Origin of the sequence: Streptomyces sp. NPDC052012, assembly GCF_040689265.1 — a bacterium.
In the GTDB taxonomy this organism is placed as follows: Bacteria; Actinomycetota; Actinomycetes; order Streptomycetales; family Streptomycetaceae; genus Streptomyces.
The window spans coordinates 66,947-82,927 of sequence record NZ_JBFAXA010000020.1; the positions used below are offsets into that span (position 1 = coordinate 66,947).

Annotated in this window: 18 protein-coding genes; 4 read left to right on the forward strand and 14 right to left on the reverse strand. The window is 70.5% G+C overall.

Annotation, left to right across the window (positions count from 1 at the left end):
• Positions 1-3: 3 nt before the first annotated feature.
• On the reverse strand, positions 4-2,040 hold the full coding sequence (locus tag AB0412_RS26755; RefSeq protein ID WP_366405204.1) for an aminoglycoside phosphotransferase family protein: 2,037 nt from the start codon (positions 2,038-2,040) through the stop codon (positions 4-6).
• A 389-nt stretch (positions 2,041-2,429) separates the two neighbouring features.
• Complete coding sequence (locus tag AB0412_RS26760) at positions 2,430-3,305, reverse strand: GntR family transcriptional regulator (protein WP_366405123.1); 876 nt, start codon at positions 3,303-3,305, stop codon at positions 2,430-2,432.
• Between the two features lie 174 nt (positions 3,306-3,479).
• Between AB0412_RS26760 and AB0412_RS26765 the strand changes: the two genes are divergently transcribed.
• Positions 3,480-3,662 (forward strand): hypothetical protein, encoded by a 183-nt coding sequence (locus tag AB0412_RS26765; RefSeq protein ID WP_366405124.1) that lies wholly within the window; start codon positions 3,480-3,482, stop codon positions 3,660-3,662.
• 68 nt (positions 3,663-3,730) lie between these two features.
• Here AB0412_RS26765 and AB0412_RS26770 read toward each other — a convergent pair whose 3' ends face one another.
• Together AB0412_RS26770 and AB0412_RS26775 are read right to left on the reverse strand one after the other, a co-directional pair.
• Positions 3,731-4,432 carry an HAD-IA family hydrolase gene (locus AB0412_RS26770; protein ID WP_366405205.1) on the reverse strand — a complete coding sequence of 234 codons (702 nt, stop codon included), beginning with the start codon at positions 4,430-4,432 and terminating at the stop codon, positions 3,731-3,733.
• Between the two features lie 47 nt (positions 4,433-4,479).
• Entirely contained in the window at positions 4,480-5,361 is an 882-nt protein-coding gene (locus tag AB0412_RS26775) for a winged helix-turn-helix domain-containing protein (protein WP_366405125.1), read from the reverse strand.
• Positions 5,362-5,499: 138 nt separating this feature from the next.
• Between AB0412_RS26775 and AB0412_RS26780 the strand changes: the two genes are divergently transcribed.
• Entirely contained in the window at positions 5,500-5,688 is a 189-nt protein-coding gene (locus tag AB0412_RS26780) for a hypothetical protein (RefSeq protein ID WP_366405126.1), read from the forward strand.
• A 72-nt stretch (positions 5,689-5,760) separates the two neighbouring features.
• On the opposite strand, the gene AB0412_RS26785 is transcribed toward AB0412_RS26780, so the two are convergent.
• Positions 5,761-6,675 carry a GntR family transcriptional regulator gene (locus AB0412_RS26785; protein ID WP_366405127.1) on the reverse strand — a complete coding sequence of 305 codons (915 nt, stop codon included), beginning with the start codon at positions 6,673-6,675 and terminating at the stop codon, positions 5,761-5,763.
• Positions 6,676-6,849: 174 nt separating this feature from the next.
• On the opposite strand from AB0412_RS26785, the gene AB0412_RS26790 reads away from it, so the two are divergent.
• Entirely contained in the window at positions 6,850-7,035 is a 186-nt protein-coding gene (locus tag AB0412_RS26790; protein ID WP_366405128.1) for a hypothetical protein, read from the forward strand.
• 190 nt (positions 7,036-7,225) lie between these two features.
• On the opposite strand, the gene AB0412_RS26795 is transcribed toward AB0412_RS26790, so the two are convergent.
• The 3 genes from AB0412_RS26795 to AB0412_RS26805 form a co-directional block, all read right to left on the reverse strand.
• Positions 7,226-8,482 (reverse strand): GNAT family N-acetyltransferase, encoded by a 1,257-nt coding sequence (locus AB0412_RS26795; RefSeq protein ID WP_366405129.1) that lies wholly within the window; start codon positions 8,480-8,482, stop codon positions 7,226-7,228.
• 99 nt (positions 8,483-8,581) lie between these two features.
• Positions 8,582-9,574, reverse strand: coding sequence for an asparaginase (locus AB0412_RS26800; RefSeq protein ID WP_366405130.1), 993 nt, complete (start codon positions 9,572-9,574; stop codon positions 8,582-8,584).
• 73 nt (positions 9,575-9,647) lie between these two features.
• On the reverse strand, positions 9,648-10,280 hold the full coding sequence (locus AB0412_RS26805) for an aerial mycelium formation protein (RefSeq protein WP_366405131.1): 633 nt from the start codon (positions 10,278-10,280) through the stop codon (positions 9,648-9,650).
• Between the two features lie 178 nt (positions 10,281-10,458).
• Between AB0412_RS26805 and dtd the strand changes: the two genes are divergently transcribed.
• The gene (gene dtd / locus AB0412_RS26810) at positions 10,459-10,884 is read left to right on the forward strand and encodes a D-aminoacyl-tRNA deacylase (RefSeq protein ID WP_366405132.1); all 426 of its coding nucleotides are present in this window, start codon (positions 10,459-10,461) and stop codon (positions 10,882-10,884) included.
• Between the two features lie 30 nt (positions 10,885-10,914).
• Here dtd and AB0412_RS26815 read toward each other — a convergent pair whose 3' ends face one another.
• From AB0412_RS26815 to AB0412_RS26840, 6 genes are all read right to left on the reverse strand, one after another.
• Positions 10,915-11,880, reverse strand: coding sequence for a folate-binding protein (locus AB0412_RS26815; RefSeq protein ID WP_366405133.1), 966 nt, complete (start codon positions 11,878-11,880; stop codon positions 10,915-10,917).
• A 10-nt stretch (positions 11,881-11,890) separates the two neighbouring features.
• Positions 11,891-12,328 (reverse strand): transcriptional repressor, encoded by a 438-nt coding sequence (locus AB0412_RS26820; RefSeq protein ID WP_366405134.1) that lies wholly within the window; start codon positions 12,326-12,328, stop codon positions 11,891-11,893.
• A 32-nt stretch (positions 12,329-12,360) separates the two neighbouring features.
• Positions 12,361-12,936 carry an FABP family protein gene (locus AB0412_RS26825; protein ID WP_260825149.1) on the reverse strand — a complete coding sequence of 192 codons (576 nt, stop codon included), beginning with the start codon at positions 12,934-12,936 and terminating at the stop codon, positions 12,361-12,363.
• Positions 12,937-13,156: 220 nt separating this feature from the next.
• Positions 13,157-14,092, reverse strand: coding sequence for a hypothetical protein (locus tag AB0412_RS26830; RefSeq protein WP_366405135.1), 936 nt, complete (start codon positions 14,090-14,092; stop codon positions 13,157-13,159).
• Complete coding sequence (locus AB0412_RS26835) at positions 14,089-14,748, reverse strand: hypothetical protein (RefSeq protein ID WP_366405136.1); 660 nt, start codon at positions 14,746-14,748, stop codon at positions 14,089-14,091. The genes AB0412_RS26830 and AB0412_RS26835 overlap by 4 nt, the downstream gene beginning before the upstream one ends.
• A gap of 356 nt (positions 14,749-15,104) precedes the next feature.
• Complete coding sequence (locus AB0412_RS26840; protein WP_366405137.1) at positions 15,105-15,899, reverse strand: hypothetical protein; 795 nt, start codon at positions 15,897-15,899, stop codon at positions 15,105-15,107.
• Positions 15,900-15,981 lie beyond the last annotated feature (82 nt).

Here is a 15,981-nt window from a genome sequence, read left to right on the forward strand (position 1 = left end):
CCCTCACACCAGGGCACGGGCAAGATACGGGTTGGCGGTGAAGCGGACGGGCAGGCCCAGTGACCCGGTGGCGGCCGCGAGGGTGAGCGCGTAGGAACTCACCGCCCGCTGGACGTTCGGTGCGTCCAGGCCTTCGCCGTTCACCATGCGATCGAGGTCGACATAGGCGGAGCGGACGATCTCCAGCCAGCGGTAGACCTGCCAGTCCTTGCGCCAGTCGCGGGTGTACTCGGGCGGCAGGCTGCGCTCCCAGCGGCGGAACATGCGGTCGCGGATCTCGGGACGCGTCGGTGTGAGGTGCATGTGCCTCACGAGGTCGTACAGCGGGTCGCCGACCAGCGCCATCTCCCAGTCGATGATCGTGAGCGCCAGGGCGTCGTCCCGTCGGACCAGGTTCCAGGGGTTGAGGTCGCCGTGGAGGAGAGACGGCTTGCGGTGGCTCACCTCATGGCGGGACAGAATCTGGTACAGACGTGGGGCGTCCGGCAGTCCGAGGTGCCGTGCCAGTTGCTGGGACTTCTTGGGCAGGTCGCCGACGAGCGCGACGAGCTGGTCGCGCAGCCAGCGGTAGAACCCCCGCTCCCCGGCCAGCGGGTCGAGCTGCTTGTAGTCCACCTTCGTCAGAGCGCACAACTGGTCGACGAGACCGTCCGCCTCGTGCGGCAGCAGGCCGTTCACCGGGTGGTTCGGCGGGCGGCCGGTGTCGCACGGGCCCACGTAGGTGTGGATGGCGAAATGGTCGTTCGGGTAGCTCACGCCGAGGGCCAGGGCTCTCGGCGCCGCCACGGCGACCGGTGTCTCTTCGATGGCCCGCAGGATCGCGTGTTCGCTGAGGAAGCTGCGCTCCCGACGACACGCCTCGGTGAGTCTTCGGCGTACGACCACCAGTGCTCCGGTGCTCGGCAGCCGGACCACGGTGTTGAGATGCGCGGTCCCCTTGAAGACACGGCCCGCCGGCGCGGCACCCTCCACCGCGAGAGCCTCTCGCACGGCGGACTCGGGGAAGTCGGCGGGAAGGGGCAGACGCCGGTCCGGCTGCCAGTCGAAGGCCTGGGCGACCAGGCCACGGTGATCGTGACGACCGCTGCGGGAAGCCAGCCAGCGGAACAGGGCTCGCTCGATCTCCCTCTCGCCCGGCACGTTCCGCAGCCGCAGCGGCCGGGCCGCCGCTTCGAGCGCCCTGCTCACCTCGACCGTGGCCTCGTCGAGGCTCTTCTGGGTGAAGGAGCACTCCAGGGAACGGGCGGCTCTCATCACGTCGGGGAAGACGGACTGCGCTCGCTCGAAGTCCAGGTAGTGCCGCAGATCCTTGCCCAGGCCGTTGACCGCGGCAGGACGGACCCGCTGCATGGCCTCCGCCCATGCATCGACCACCTCGGGGCGCTGATGGACGGGATACTGCATGCGCACCAGATGGGTGGCCAGATCGTGCAGCGGATCGCCGTAGGTGGCCAGTTCCCAGTCGACGCAGATCAGCGGCGGCTCCCCGGCGTACGACACGATCAGGTTGTCGCGGTGCAGATCGGCGTGGAGCAGGCTGTACGGCCGCCGGGCCATGGCGGGAACCCGGTCGGCAAACCCGATCAGGACGTCCTCGGGGATGCCGAGGGCCGCGAACAGGCCGCCGAAGGCAGCCCAATTGGGCTGCCTGATCTGCCGGTCCGCGAGGTGCGCCAGCGTGCGCAGGAAGCCCTGACTGTCCGTGTCGTTGCTGGGCCACAGACGCGGCAAGGGCGGCAGGGCACCCCGCCGCACCTGGGTCATCTGGGTCAGCAACCGGGCGAGCGCCTTGATGAGCAGCGTGTCGACGGGCTTGCCGTTCCCGCACACACTCGACAGGGGGACGCCTTCGACGTAGCTGTTGATCGCGAAGCCGTCACCCTTGACCAGACATTCCGGTACGTGCGGCAGGACTCCCTTGATCGCGCGCAGGATCTCGGCCTCGTCGGGCCAGGTTCTGATCACCACGGGCAGGGCATCGGTACGGCGAACCCGCACCGTCACGGACGTCCCGGTCTCGTGGCCGACGAGCCTCGCCATGGGCTCGGTCAGCGGCAGTATGTAGTTCTGATTGTGATGACCGTTGATCGCCAGCCCGTGCTCAATGGCTCGGTGCACGAAAGCGCGACAGGAGGCGCCGGATGCGGCGCGCTCCCCGACGAGGGGTCGGGGAAGAGGTGGTGCGCCCACGGGCCGCTCCGGAAGGTGCGAAAGGAGTCACGACTGACGGTATGCATGCACGGGTAGGTCGCGCCTGTCGGCGTAGTCGCCTCGGGCGGTTTGTCACCCGTTTGCCTGAGACTGCGCGAGCCCGTTCGAGTCCGGCTGGTGAGCCTCTATACGAACAGAGGCGAGCAATCGCTCATCGGTGCGCAGATGCTACAGCACGCGACTCGCATCTCCGGCGTCCCTTGGGTGTCTCAGTCCCCCTATTCAGCGGCGAGCAGGCTCCACACCGAGTCGAACCACTGGCGCATGCTGTCCACGAACACGGACCCGGAGGAGTACGGGTCGTCGTCCTTCACGTGGTGCGTGAGAGTGGCGCCGAGACCCAGGACGTCCAGGGCGGTGATGACCTCGCCCGCCTCCAGTTCCATGGGCCGCTCCACCACCTCGTACATACCGTGCAGCGCTTCCACCGCGTTGAAGAGGTACAGCTTGAAGGCGGGGGGCAGGGGGGTGTGCCGGATCCGTACGTCGACCGACGGCACGAGCTTCTCCGTCTGGAGATCTCTCAGCGCTGTCTGGAGTGAGGTGGTGTGCAGCTCCGTGATACCGCGCAGGCGCTCCAGCGGGCGGGTGTCCGTGCGGTCGTCCTTGACCCGGGGATACGGCAGCGGCAGCGAGGCGTCCGGCAGCAGCATCCGCAGGGTGATGCGCTGCGGAGAGATGGAACCGCGCCGGATACGCTGGGCCTGGAGGCCGATGTGGGCGCTGAGCGACTCGGACGTCAACGTGTAGACGTCCAGCTCGACTTCGGGCGCCTCGAAGGCCTCGCTGATGAACAGCTCCAGCGTCACGTCCCGGCTCAGCCGGGTGGCCTTGGGCATCGTCGACTGGATGTGCTGGACCTTGATCACCCGCGAGCCGCTGCCCTGCCGCGACTCGATCCAGCCCTCGTCGGCCAGCTCCCGCAGCGCCCGCTGCACGGTGTCGCGGGAGACACCCAGTTCCTCGGCGAGATCACGCTGGGACGGCAGAAAGGACCGCAGGGGATACCGCCCGTCGGCTATCCGCCCGCGCAGATCGTCGGCGATCGCCCGGAATCCCTTGCCGGCACCCTCGCCGGCCTGCTGTCCGTCCACGTCGGGAAGGTACCGCTCACCGGCGACCGGCAAACAGGTTTCCCGTCAACTGGCCGCGCTAATTGGCAGGTTGGTTAAGCGATCAGGCCGACCGGGCAGACCCCCTTCACAACAACCAGTCCAATTGGACGGCCAGTTGGGCGCCTCACCTGAAGTGGAGGGGAGTTGGTGGACGTGCCCCTGCTCCATATGCTCGCCCGCATCGGCGAACTGTGCGTGAGTGCGCTCGCGCAGACGCGGCTCGGCGCGGTCGGTGTGGTGCTCCTGTTCCTGATCGGCGTGTGGATCCGGATGCGGCGGGAGAGGCTCGCCGTCGGCGCGGCCGTGGTGTTCACGCTGCTGATGATCCAGGCGTGAGCTCCCACGGGCGTCAGCCCGCCGCCCGCCGCCCGCCGCCCGCCGCCCGCACCGGCCCGGCACAGGCCTCAGCCCGCCGCGCGGACCATCTTCAGCACCGGCTCCAGCGATCCCACGACCGCCTCGGCGCCCGCGTCCCGCAGCAGCTTCCCCTTGCGCTCGTTGCGGGCGTAGCCGAGGAAGGGGACTCCGGCGGAGCGGGCGGCGTGGAGGTCGGAGGGGGTGTCGCCGATCATCAGGGCGGACGCGGGAGCGGCGCCCATGGCGCTCAGGGCGCGGTTGATGCAGTGGGGGTCGGGTTTGAGGTGGTGGAGTTCCTGGGTGCGGCCGTAGATGTGGGGGGTGAAGCAGGGGACGAGGCCGCGGCTGTCGAGGTATCTGCGCACCACGCGGGGGGAGTTGTTGGTGGCGATCGCCAGCCGGGAGCCCACCGCGGTCCAGGTGCGGATGAGGGGGTCGGCCCAGGCGGTGGGCATCGCCGAGGCGGCGGCCCGCATCTCCTCCTTGGTGAGACGTTCCTCCAGCTCCGCGACCAGATCACTGCCGGGGTGGCGGCGGTCGACGGCACGGAGGACGACGTGCGGGTCCAGGGACTCGCGTTCCTTCTCCGTGAGCAGGCCGTGCAGACCGCGGCCCTCCAGCCATTCGACGAGTTCCCTCGCCACCCGCTCCGCCGAGTGGCCCGCGAACAGGCGGCAGATCGGCCCGTCGAAGTCCCACAGCACGACACGGGCGGGTGCGATCAGGTTCTGCACTGCGTTCGGATCCATCTCGGTCTCGGCCGTCACCGGATCAGTCTGTGTCGTCTCAGAAGTCACTAGGAGAGTGTCAGGTCCGTCGTGATGGTTTCCCAGAGGGCGTCGAACCACTTCTGGGATTCCTCCACGAACGCCGCGTCCCGCTGGCCGGCCTGCTTGACGAAGGAGAACAGGAGGGACTGGGAGCCGAGGACGTCGTACATGTCGAGGGTCTGGCTGCCCCACTCCTCCGCGCGGCGGACCAGCATGTAGTAGCCGAGCAGCGCCTCCTCGCCGTTGAGCATGTAGAGCTTCATGGGCGGGGTGAAGGGCAGGGCGCGGAAGCGTACGTGGACGTCGATGCCGTGCGTGGAGCGGAAGGCGCGCAGGTTGTGGTCCAGCACCTGGGCCTGCGCGTTGCGCATCTGCAGCCAGCGGTCGTGCACCGGGTCGCGCCCCTCGGCGTCCTGACCGACCAGCACCGGGAAGGCGAGGTTGATGTCACGGGAGGGCAGCAGGATGCGGAAGTCGATCGACTCCGGGCGGATGCGGCCCTCGTGGATCAGGCGGACCGGTTCGCCGAGGGCGAGCATGAGGGTCTCGGAGGTGTGGCACACCACGTCGACGTGGACGTGCGGCGCGGAGAACGCCTCGGTCAGCCGGGGCGCCAGCGCGACCATGGTGGGCTGCGGCTCCTCCCGGGCGGGAGGCGGTTCGGCGATCCGCGGGGGGCTGCCCTTGCTGACGTTGCTGAGCAGGCCGTCCTGCTGGAGGGCGCGCAGGGCCTGCCGGACGGTGCCGCGCTCCACGCCGAACTCCTCGGCGAGCTCGGCCTGGGTGGGCAGGCGGTCACCGGCCTTCAGCTCGCCGGCGCGGATGCGTTCGCGCAGGATGTCGGCGATTTCCTGGGGCGTGAGCCTTCTGCTGCCGTTCACTGCGACGTTCTCCTGGGTCACGACCAAACGCTACAACTCTGATCCATCTATGGGGAGTTGTTTGCGAGTTGTTTATGAGTAGTAGCCAAGTGGGGACAACCTAATCAAAGTTGGCAGCCAACTTGGTCGAGTTGGCGGAAGTTCTGCTTCCGAAGGAGGAACCTCGTGCCCGTCCTCGCCATCATCTCCGCCGTCCTCGTCATCACCGTCGAAGAGCTCGTCCAGTGGAAGTTCGGCGTCGCCGGCATCGTCGGCCTGCTGCTGCTCACCATAGGCATCAAGGCCAACAGCCCAGGCGTCAGCTCCGCCGGGGCGGTCCTGCTCGCCCTGCTGCTGGCGAGGCCGGCCCTGTGAGACAAGGATCCACCGCACGTCCCACCGCACGTCCCACCGCACATACGCACCGCCCGGAACCCGTGGGAGACGTCAGCTCGTGAGCACCAGCTCCGAACTGATCGTCTCCCACAGCGCGTTGAACCACAGATGGGACTGCTCCACGAACGTGGTGTCCCGCAGACCGGCGCCCTGCGCGAAGGCGAAGAGCATGGACCGGATGCCCTCCGCGTCGTACATCTCCAGGCTCTCGTGGTCGATCTGCGCCTCGCGGCGCGACAGCGTGTAGTACGCGAACAGCGCCTCCGTGCCGTTGAGCAGGTACAGCTTCACCGGCGGGGTGAAGGGCAGGGCGCGGAAGGAGACCCGGACGTCGATGCCGTGCGTGGCCCGCAGCGCGAGGAGGTTGTGCTGGAGCACCTGCCCCTGGGCGTTGCGCTGGAGCAGCCACCGCTCGTGCACCGTGTCGTCGTCGTGGCGGCTTCCGTCCACCGGGACCGGGAAGGCGAGGTCGATGTCCCGGCTGGGCAGGAGGATCCGGACGTCGACCTTGGCCGGTTTCAGTCGCCCGGCGTGGATCTGGCGCAGCGGCTCACCGAGGGCGAGGTTGAGCGAGATGGAGGTCAGACAGACGGCGTCGATCTCCACGTGCTCGGCCGCGAAGGCGGCGGCGATGCGCGGGGCCAGGGCCACCGTGGTGGGCAGGGGCGGGGCAGCGGGGCCGGTCAGCGCCCTGACGGGGTCGGCGGCGACCTTCGCGGGCGCCCCCTTGGAGACGTTGGTGAGCAACTGCTCGGCGTGCAGGATGCGCAGCGCCTGGCGGACCACGCCGCGCTCGACACCGAACTCGTCCGCGAGCTGGGCCTGGGTGGGCATGCGCTGGCCCGGGCGCAGCACTCCGGACCTGATCCGGGCGCGCAGCTCGTCGGCCACCTCGCGGTGTGTCCGCTGTGGCCGCTGTGGCCTCTTCCGTCCATTGACGGAGGCGTGTTCCGGGTCCACAACCAAACCCTACAACTTCCCGCCATCTTTGGGCAGTTCAGGGGAAGGTGGTTATGAGCCGCTTCCAAGTGGAGATAACCAAGGAGAAGTTGGTCACCAACTTGAGCGACATGGTCAGACCTTCGGGGCGTTGGCCATCAGGGTGACGGTTGGGGATCACCGAGTCCAAGGGGGACCGCCATGCCGCTCATCGCCATCGTCCTCGCCGCCCTGGCCATCGGATTCGAGCAGTTCGTCCAGTGGAAGTACGGGCCGATGGGCATCATCGCCTTCGTCGCCCTCGCGGTGGGTCTGAAGGCCCGCAACACCATGATCAGCGGCATCGGCGCGGTCATCCTCGTGATGCTGCTCGCCCAGTCCGGCTGACAGCACACCTCCACCAGCGTCTGGCCGGGCTCCCTTCCGGAGGGGAGCCGGGAGACCGGCCAGTCAGCACCACCCGCACCACCGCACCACCCGCACAACAACCACAACCACAACTGAACAGCTCGCTACGGATGAGCGCCCACCCGCAGCCGTCGGAAGGAGGCAGGCACCCCGAGCGCACGGACAGCGCTCAGAACAGGTCCGGGCACCACGGTCGCCTGGACGTACGCAGCAGGGCGTCGGCCTGACGGGCGGCGCCCGCTCGTTCTTCCCGCACCCGGCCCGCGGCCACCAGCCGCACCGCCGACTCGTCGCCCAGCCACAATGCCGCCAACTCGCCCACGTCCAGGCTGAGATCGGCGCCGGCGTCGGTGGGCGTACACGATCCTTCGCCGCCCTCGGACGCCTCCAGCCGGTACCGGCCCCCGGTCAGCCCACCGCGGTCGGTCACCTCCAGCACCAGCGAGCCGGCCGCCTCGTACGTCCGCGCCTCGAGCGCCCGTACGACGTCCAGGATCCGCACCCACAGCCAGTCCGCCTGGGTGGTGACGGCGGCGGCGCGCGGGTCCGGCAGGAAGAGCGGGAGCAGGTCGTCGGGGGCCCGGTAGCCGCTCTTCACCTTCACGATCCAGTCGACCGAGCACAGATACCGCCACAGCGCGCGCTCGGCTGCGGGGCTCACCGCGAGCAGCCAGTTCACGCTCGCCGTGTTCAGCGGCTGCTTGCCGTCGCCCCAGTGGTCGTCCGCCGTGTAGGAGACCATTCCCTCGACCTCGCCGGACGCCGAGCGGTACACGGCGAAGTACGGTTCCGTCCACGAGCTGTGGAAGCGCACGGCCCCGGTGTTGAGCTTCCACCACAGCTCGTCCCGGCTGACCGCACCCGGCTGGCTGCGGCGCAGCCGGTCGTGCAGGTCGGGGCCCAGCTTGCGGACGTCCTCGCCGTCCACGAGGTCGATCCGGCCGCCGTCCCCGGGGTCCGACCAGCGCGGGTCGAGTCCGGTCCGCGGCACGTCGACCGTCCACTCGGTGGTGGAGGTGGCGGGACCGAAGCCGTAGCGGCCGTAGATCGGGTACTCGGCGGCGATCAGGGTCGCCACGACGTCCCCGCGCTCCTTCGCCGCGGCGAGGTCCCGCTCCATCATGCGGCTGAGCAGTCCGCGGCGGCGGTGGGTGGCGGTGACGGTGACGTTCGAGATGGCGTCGGCGGGTACGGCGGCCCCGCCGACCGCGGTGAGCTCCTGCGCGAAGGAACGGAACGTCGCGACACACCGGCCGCTGTCGAACGCCCCCAGCGACCGCCCGGGTACGAACTGCGCCCGCCGCGCCTCGACCACTTCCTCGCTCGAGTGCGGCTCCCGCAGGAACCCGGTGTTCAGGGCCCGGTTCCAGTCGGCGAACTCGGTCTCGTCGATCGGACGTACGTCGATGTCGGCGCGCGAGGTCATGGGCCCACGGTAGGCGGCGGCACGCGGAGGTGTCGCGCGTTTTTTCCCGCACGGGCACCACAGCGAGGCGGTGTTCCGGGCGCGGGCGGTGCCGGCTCCCTAGAACACCGCCCGGATCTCCCCCACCACGCTCCCGCCGCCCGTCAGCGGTGCCCTGCCGATCTCGTCGAGCACCGGGGAGTCCACGCCCAGCAGGCGCAGTGCCCGGGCCAGGACCGGGCCCAGGGTGCGCACCGCGCCGTCCTCCACCTTGAAGGCCAGGGCGCGGCCGTCCGGCAGGGCGACCGCCTGGACCGCCTCCGCGCCCATCTTCGACAGGGCGCCCGGGACGCCCCGCATCAGCCGGGTGTCGGCGCGACGGGTGCCGGCGACGTACTCGGGGTGGGCGCGCATCGCGTCGGCGACGCGGCGCTCGGGCGTGCCCGGCTCGGCGAGCACGAAGGAGCGGTAGGCACGGGCGAGCCCGGTGAGGCTGATCGCCATGAGCGGGGCGCCGCAGCCGTCCGTGCCGACGGCGGCCACTCGCTCTCCCGCCGCGTCCTCCACACCCCTGTGGACGATCCGCTGGAGCGGGTGATCCGGGTCGAGGTAGCTCTCCAGCGGCCAGTCGCGCAGCACACACGCCGCCAGCATCGCGGTGTGCTTGCCGGAGCAGTTCATGGCGACCCGGTCCCGCGCCCCGCCGGCCGCGAGGTAGGTCTCCCGCTCCTCGGCGTCCAGCGGCAGGTCGGGCGGGCAGCCCAGCTGTTCCTCGCTCAGCCCGTGGTCGGCCAGCATCTTGCGGACCAGGTCACGGTGGAAGACCTCCCCCGAGTGACTCGCGGCGGCCAGCGCCAGCCGCTCCCCGGACAGGTCGAGCCCCGCCCGCAGCACCGCCGCCGCCTGCATGGGCTTGTTGCTGGAGCGCGGGAACACCGGCGCCGTCACATCACCGAGCGCCAGCTCCACCGCCCCGTCCGCGCCGAGCAGCACCAGGCTCCCCCGGTGCCGCCCCTCGACGAAGCCGGAGCGGACGACCTCCGCGAGCACCGGCGGTGGCGCGGAGGAGGCCGATATGTGCGGCTGGGACGGTACGGACGCGGGTGCGGACATCGGCGGTGGCCCTCCGGACGACGGAACGACCCGCCCGCCCCGTACGGCCCGGGGTCACCGGGCCGTATCGGTGTCATACGAGCAGGTCGTCGACTTGCGCTTCCCCCTCACGGTACCTGCGGGCGATCTCGGCACTGCAGTCGTCGGCCGTCCGCTGAAGCCCCTGGCGCCTGCGGGACACCTGCTGCTCGTACCGCACGAGCCGCCCCATCGCGGCGTTCAGTTCGCCGTCGGTGCGGGCGCCCAGGTCCGACAGCTCGACCTCGGCGAGCATGTCGGCGGCCAGCCGCCGGTACTCCTCGCTGTGCGGCGTGCCGAGCGTGACGTGCCGCGCTGAGGAACGGTGCCGGGCCGGGGTGTCCCGCAGGATCTCCGGCAGCCGCTCGACGACGGACGCCTCGGCCGGCGCGGCCACCGACGCCGTCCCCACCGGTGTGCGCCGGGTCAGTTCGGCGCGCAGAATGTCGATCCGCCCCTGGAGCAGCCGTCGTACATAGCTGAGGTCCGCCTCGTCGCGCTGCGCCTCGCGGCGCAGGGTGCGCAGCTCGGCCAGGCTGAGGATGCTCAGATCGTGCTCCGGCGGCTCCTTAGGGAGTGCGGGACTGTCCGTGCGCTGTGTGGGCGGCCGGTGGAACTCCCGTTCCCCGGCCGCCGCGTGGGTCAACGAGACAGCCCCAGGCGGCTGCCCGGTACCTGGTGTGCTCATGTGCCTCTACCGTCCCCTCGACCGGCGTGTGCAAAGCATCGTGCCACCCCATGTGGCCGCTATGTGACCGAGTGCCCCCGATCGGCCCCAGATGGGGGTTAAGGAGTAAAAATAGCCCGACCGGGGCGGTCCGCGGACCTCGTTCAAGCGTCTGTTCGCCGACCGGCATGATGGTCGTATGCGAGCAGTGGTGCAGAGGGTGGACGGCGCGAGCGTCGTCGTGGACGGCGAGACGGTCGGGGCGATCGAGGGCGAGGGTCTGTGCGTCCTCGTCGGCGTGACCCACGAGGACACCAAGGAGAAGGCGGCGCAGCTCGCGCGCAAGCTCTGGTCGATCCGGATGCTCCAGGACGAGCGGTCGTGCAGCGACGTCGACGCGCCGCTGCTGGTCATCAGCCAGTTCACCCTTTACGGCGACGCCCGCAAGGGCCGCCGCCCCACCTGGAACGCCGCCGCCCCCGGCGACATCGCCGAGCCGCTGGTCGACGAGGTGGTCGCCCAGCTGAGGTCCCTGGGCGCGACGGTGGCGACGGGCCGCTTCGGCGCGCAGATGCGGGTGTCGCTGACGAACGACGGCCCGTTCACCGTCCTTCTGGAGATCTGAGGCCTGTCCGGCGGATCAGGTCCTGGGGGCTCAGGGCTCGACGACCGTCTCCTGGGCCGCGGCCGTCTCCCCCGCGATCAGCCGGGCGTCCACGGGCACGTTCCGCTTGACCAGCGCGAGGGCGACCGGCCCCAGCTCGTGGTGGCGTACGGACGTGGTGACGAAGCCGATCCTGCGGCCGTCGGGGCCTTCGTCCGCGAGCCGGATCTCGGTGCCGGGCGCCGGCAGATGGACCTCGCTGCCGTCCAGGTGCAGGAAGACCAGCCGGCGGGGCGGCTTGCCCAGGTTCTGGACCCGCGCGACGGTCTCCTGCCCGCGGTAGCAGCCCTTCTGCAGGTGCACCGCGGTGCCGATCCAGCCCAGCTCGTGCGGGATGGTGCGGTGGTCGGTCTCGAAGCCGAGCCGCGGCCGGTGCTGCTCCACCCGCAGCGCCTCGTGGGCGAGGATCCCGGCGGGCGGCCCCGCCTGCTCGGCGAACGACTCCAGGTCCTGGCGGGGCAGGAACAGATCACGCCCGTACGGCGTCTCGCGTACGACGACGCCCTCGGGGGCCTCGGTGATGGACCCGGCGGGCAGGTGCACCACCGCGATGTCGGCGGTGCGGTCGGCGACCTCGACCCGGTAGAAGAACTTCATCGACTCCAGGTACGCGATCAGCGCGTCCTGGGTGCCGGGCTCGACATGCGCCCAGACCGTCTCGCCGTCGTCGACGAGGTACAGCGCGTGCTCGATGTGGCCGTTCGCGGAGAGGATCAGCGCCTCGGTGGCCTGGTGGGCGGGGAGCTCGCTGACGTGCTGGGTGAGCAGCAGATGCAGCCAGCCGAGCCGCTCCGGACCGGAGACGGTGACGACCCCGCGGTGGGACAGGTCGACGAAACCGGTGCCGTCGGCGAGGGCGCGCTGCTCGCGGAACAGGTCGCCGTAGTGGGCGGCCACGCCTTCGTCCACGCCCTCGGCGGGGACGGCGCCGGGCAGGGTCAGCAGGGGGCTCTTCATATCCCTAAGCCTACGACTCGGTAGTTGAACTCTTGAGCGAGCAGTCCTCGCAGCGGCCGAAGATCGCGAAGTGCTTCATGTCCGTGTCGAAACCGAACTCACGCCGGAGCTTCGCGGTGAACTCGGCGGCCACCGACACGTCCGCCTCGATGACGTTGGTGCAGTCCCGGCAGACGAGGTGGATGTGGTGGTGGCGGTCGGCCAGGTGGTACGTCGGAGCGCCGTGTCCCAGGTGCGCGTGACTGACCAGGCCCAGCTCCTCCAGGAGCTCCAGGGTCCGGTAGACCGTGGAAATGTTGACCCCCGACGCCGTCTTCCTCACTTCCACGAGGATGTCGTCGGGGGTCGCGTGCTCCAGGGTGTCCACTGCTTCGAGGACAAGCTGGCGCTGCGGCGTCAGCCGGTAGCCGCGCTGCCTGAGGTCGCTCTTCCAGTCGGTGCTCACCACACCGGCCAGTCTAGGCGGTGGGCGGCGAGGACCTACTTGAAGAAGGCGATCCCGTCGTCCGGGAGATCGTCGGGCAGGGCCTTGGCCCAGCGCTCGACCTCCTCCGGGGTGACGGCCTTCTTCAGGTGCGCCGACATGTAGGGGCGCAGCTCGACCTCGGGGGTCTGCTTCTCGCCGACCCACATGAGGTCGCTCTTGACGTAGCCGTACAGCCGCTTGCCGCCGCTGTAGGGGCGGGAGCCGGCGGTGCGCGCCACGGCGTCCGTGACCAGGTCGATCTGCGGCTTCTTGTCGGCGAGCTCGCCGTACCAGATCTCGATGACGCCGTCGTCGCGGGTCATCGTCACCTCGACCTTGCGCTCGGCGTCGATCCGCCAGAAGCCGTGCTCGGACTCCAGCGGCCTGACCTTGTTGCCGTCGTTGTCGAGCACCCAGGTGTGCGAGCGGTACTCCAGGAAGTCCCGGCCGTCGTGGGTGAAGGCGACCTCCTGCCCGAAGTTGCACTTCTCGGAGCCGGGGAAGTCGTGCACGCCGGCGCCGGCCCAGTTGCCGAGCAGGAAGGCGAGCGGGACGAGGTCCTTGTGCAGGTCGGACGGGATCTCGATCATGAGCAGTAGTTCCTAGCGTCGTGTCAGCGCTGGCCCTGGTACAGCTTCTTCACGGTCAGCCCGGCGAAGGCGAGGACGCCGACGGCAACCAGGACCAACAGAATTTCGAAGAAGAGTTCCACGGGGTGCTCCTTGAGCGGGGGTGCGGAAGTGTGCACAGGGCCGGACCCCAGCTTACGCGTCCGGGATCCGGCCCTCCCTGTGAGGTACGTCAGCCACGTCAGGCCAGCAGCTGCCCCTGCAGGGTCACCGTCTGCCAGAACGGCACGGCCTTCGCGCCGCCCTTGCGGGACTGCACGACGAGGGCGAGGGTGTCGCCGGACGCGAGGTAGGCGTGGCGGACGTGCTCGGCGCCGTCCGCCCCGCTCTCCACATAGGGGAACCGGCGGACCTCGTCGACCTGCGCCCGCGTCGGGAAGTCCTCGTCCCACAGCGTCACCTCGGCGCCGCGCAGCCGGTACTTGGGGCTGCTGACCGGGACGAGGCCGTCCTCGATCAGGGTGTCGACGACGGCAGCGGTGTTGAACCGCAGCAGGTAGATCCGCGTCCGGGTGCCGTCCGGCATGGTCCAGCCGCGGGCGGCGATGTGCCGCAGGGCGTGCGAGGCGAGCGTGTCCCCGAACTCCTCGCGGTCCTCCTCCTCCGCGTACTCCTTCAGGAAGACGTCCGTCTTCAGCCAGCCCCGCGTGCCGCGCAGCGCCGGGTCCTCCTCGGCGCCGTCGGGCGCGGGCAGGACCAGCTCGCGCAGGTCGGCGTAGTGCGCCCCGGCCTTGTTCGACTCGGCGAGCGGTCCCGGACTGCCGGACGGCAGCGGCGGCTTCGTCAGCGTCGGGTAGTCCGAGCGCCCGTCGGACTCGGTGGCGAGCCCCGGTACGTCGGTGCGCTCCATCCGGGTGATCCCGTACGCGGTGGTCGCGCCGACCGCGGCGAACACGGCGACGGCGGCGGTCCAGCGCAGGACGGCACGCAGGACACGGCGGTCCTTTCGTGCCGGGGGTGCCACCAGGGGGTCGGCCGGGGGTTCCACCGGGAGGTCGGCCGGGGGTGCCACCGGGGGTTCGACCGGGTGCGGAAGCGTGGGGCCGGCCGGGGGCGGGCCGGGGTGGTCCGGAGTCGTGACGGCGTCCGGCTCGCCGAGGATCTGGTGCTCGCTCATACTGCCTTCCCCGGCTCGTCGATCCGGTCGAGCTGCTCGGTCAGCAGCATCGCGGCCCCCTTCGTGTTGAGCGGTACGGCACCGGCGGCGGTGGCGGTGACCAGCACATTGCCGACGTAGGCGGTGCAGAACATGCGGTCCAGGTCCACCTCGTCGATCTTCGGCTGCAGATAGCACCGGGCGTTCTCGTGCCCCTTGATCGCCGGACCCTTGCGGAAGATGTCCATGGCCTCGAGGAACCGGCTCTGCGTGCGTGCCCGGTCCCGTACGGCCGCGGGGCTCTCCATCCGGGCCAGCTCGATGCTCATGGTGAAGGTGTGGCCCTTGACGCTCCACGCGGCCTCACCGGTGCTCTGGTAGCTGCGCATCGCCAGGCCCGTGAGGCGCTGCCGGTCGATCTCCTTCTCCATCTGCCTGCGCAGCGTGCGCGGCAGCCCGCGCAGCCGCTCCTTGCGCAGGGCCGTGGCCCGTTCGCCGCTGAGCTCGACGTCGGGGCCGAACTCCCCGAGGTCGGGCCCACGGCTCCAGCCGCCGGCCTCGTACGGCACGAGCAGACCGGCGAGCCCGGTGTCCTCGTCCGCCTTCGCGGCACGGTCCTCGGCCTTCTCGGGGAACTCCCAGACGGGGGCGCCGGCATCCCGATCGGCGCCGTTCACGGTCACGACGGTGTACGTGGCACCACCGAGCACGGCAAGAGCCACCAACACCCCGCCGACGACAGACGCGATACGCCCACGCCGCCGGGGCTTCCCCGCCGACTCGGGGGCCGGGTCGGCCGGGAGGGGATCGACCGGAGGCACCGTGACCGGGGCCGTATCAACCGGGAACGCGTCGACCGAAGACGCCGTCACCTGAGACGGATCGGTCGGGAGCTCCAGAGCCGGGGTCCGGTCAGCCGGGAGCGGGTCGGCCGGGGTCCGGTCGGTCGGGAGCGGGTCGGCCGGGGTCCGGTCAGCCGGGAGCGGGTCGGCCGGGATCCCCGTCGGCGGGGTCGGGTCGGTCGGGTTGGTGGTCACAGTCGCTCCATCTGCCGCTCGGCCAGGTCGAGGATGGTCGACTTGCTGATCGGCTTCGTGTCCGACAGCCAGATCTCCATCGAGATGTCACCACGCCAGGCGTGCGCCTCGGCGGTGTAGTACGGCAGATAGCCGGGCTCCTCGGTCGGCCCGTGGACGTAGGCCTCACCGGTGAGGGCACCCGGGATGTCCCAGCTGTCGGTGACGTCCTCCTGGCCCGCCCAGTAGTGGTTGTTCGAGGCGTAGTCGCCGGCCGCGACGCCCTCCTCCTGCCGGAACTGCACCAGCCGGATCTCGACGGTCAGGTCGCCCTTCTCCCAGCCGGTCACGGCGACACGGCGGAGGTCGTCGGCGACGAGGTCGGCGAACATGGCGTCCGAGTTGGTGTAGGACGCGGCGTACTCGTCGATGCTCCACCAGCCGTCGTCCGACAGGAAGTCGCTCTCCTTCGCCCCGCGCGGCTTCTTCAGCAGCAGCTTGCGCAGGTCGCCGTCGGTCCTCACACGCCGGTCCTGCGCCGCCGGCAGCGGCCCGGGCGCCTCGCCCTCGGCCTGCCGCAGCACCGGCTGGGACAGCGAGGGCAGCTCGGTGGGCTCGCGGTCGGCCTGGATGAGGTATCCGGTGCACGTGCCGGCGACAAGACCGAGCACCGCGCCGGCGGCGATCAGCGCGGCGGTACGCCCTCGCCGCCGCTTCCCGCCCGCGGGCCGCTCGACCGCGCCGACGGCCTCGGGCACATCGGAAGATCTCGCCGCATCCGGGTCGTGGACCATCTCTTCGGGTTGTTCCAAGACGTCCCCCCACAGAAGGTGAAGCGCGCATTCCGCTGCGCGCGCACAGGAGACCCCCATGCCACGGGGCAGGTTGTAGCGG

What these genes read in the sequence shown, in the direction of transcription:
- AB0412_RS26755 (WP_366405204.1), bottom strand. Translation starts at nt 2,040, where the DNA reads ATGGCGAGGCTCGTCGGCCACGAGACCGGGACGTCCGTGACGGTGCGG.
- AB0412_RS26770 (WP_366405205.1), bottom strand. Translation starts at nt 4,432, where the DNA reads ATGGATCCGAACGCAGTGCAGAACCTGATCGCACCCGCCCGTGTCGTG.
- AB0412_RS26790 (WP_366405128.1), top strand. Translation starts at nt 6,850, where the DNA reads ATGCCGCTCATCGCCATCGTCCTCGCCGCCCTGGCCATCGGATTCGAG.
- AB0412_RS26795 (WP_366405129.1), bottom strand. Translation starts at nt 8,482, where the DNA reads ATGACCTCGCGCGCCGACATCGACGTACGTCCGATCGACGAGACCGAG.
- AB0412_RS26800 (WP_366405130.1), bottom strand. Translation starts at nt 9,574, where the DNA reads ATGTCCGCACCCGCGTCCGTACCGTCCCAGCCGCACATATCGGCCTCC.
- AB0412_RS26805 (WP_366405131.1), bottom strand. Translation starts at nt 10,280, where the DNA reads ATGAGCACACCAGGTACCGGGCAGCCGCCTGGGGCTGTCTCGTTGACC.
- dtd (WP_366405132.1), top strand. Translation starts at nt 10,459, where the DNA reads ATGCGAGCAGTGGTGCAGAGGGTGGACGGCGCGAGCGTCGTCGTGGAC.
- AB0412_RS26815 (WP_366405133.1), bottom strand. Translation starts at nt 11,880, where the DNA reads ATGAAGAGCCCCCTGCTGACCCTGCCCGGCGCCGTCCCCGCCGAGGGC.
- AB0412_RS26825 (WP_260825149.1), bottom strand. Translation starts at nt 12,936, where the DNA reads ATGATCGAGATCCCGTCCGACCTGCACAAGGACCTCGTCCCGCTCGCC.
- AB0412_RS26830 (WP_366405135.1), bottom strand. Translation starts at nt 14,092, where the DNA reads ATGAGCGAGCACCAGATCCTCGGCGAGCCGGACGCCGTCACGACTCCG.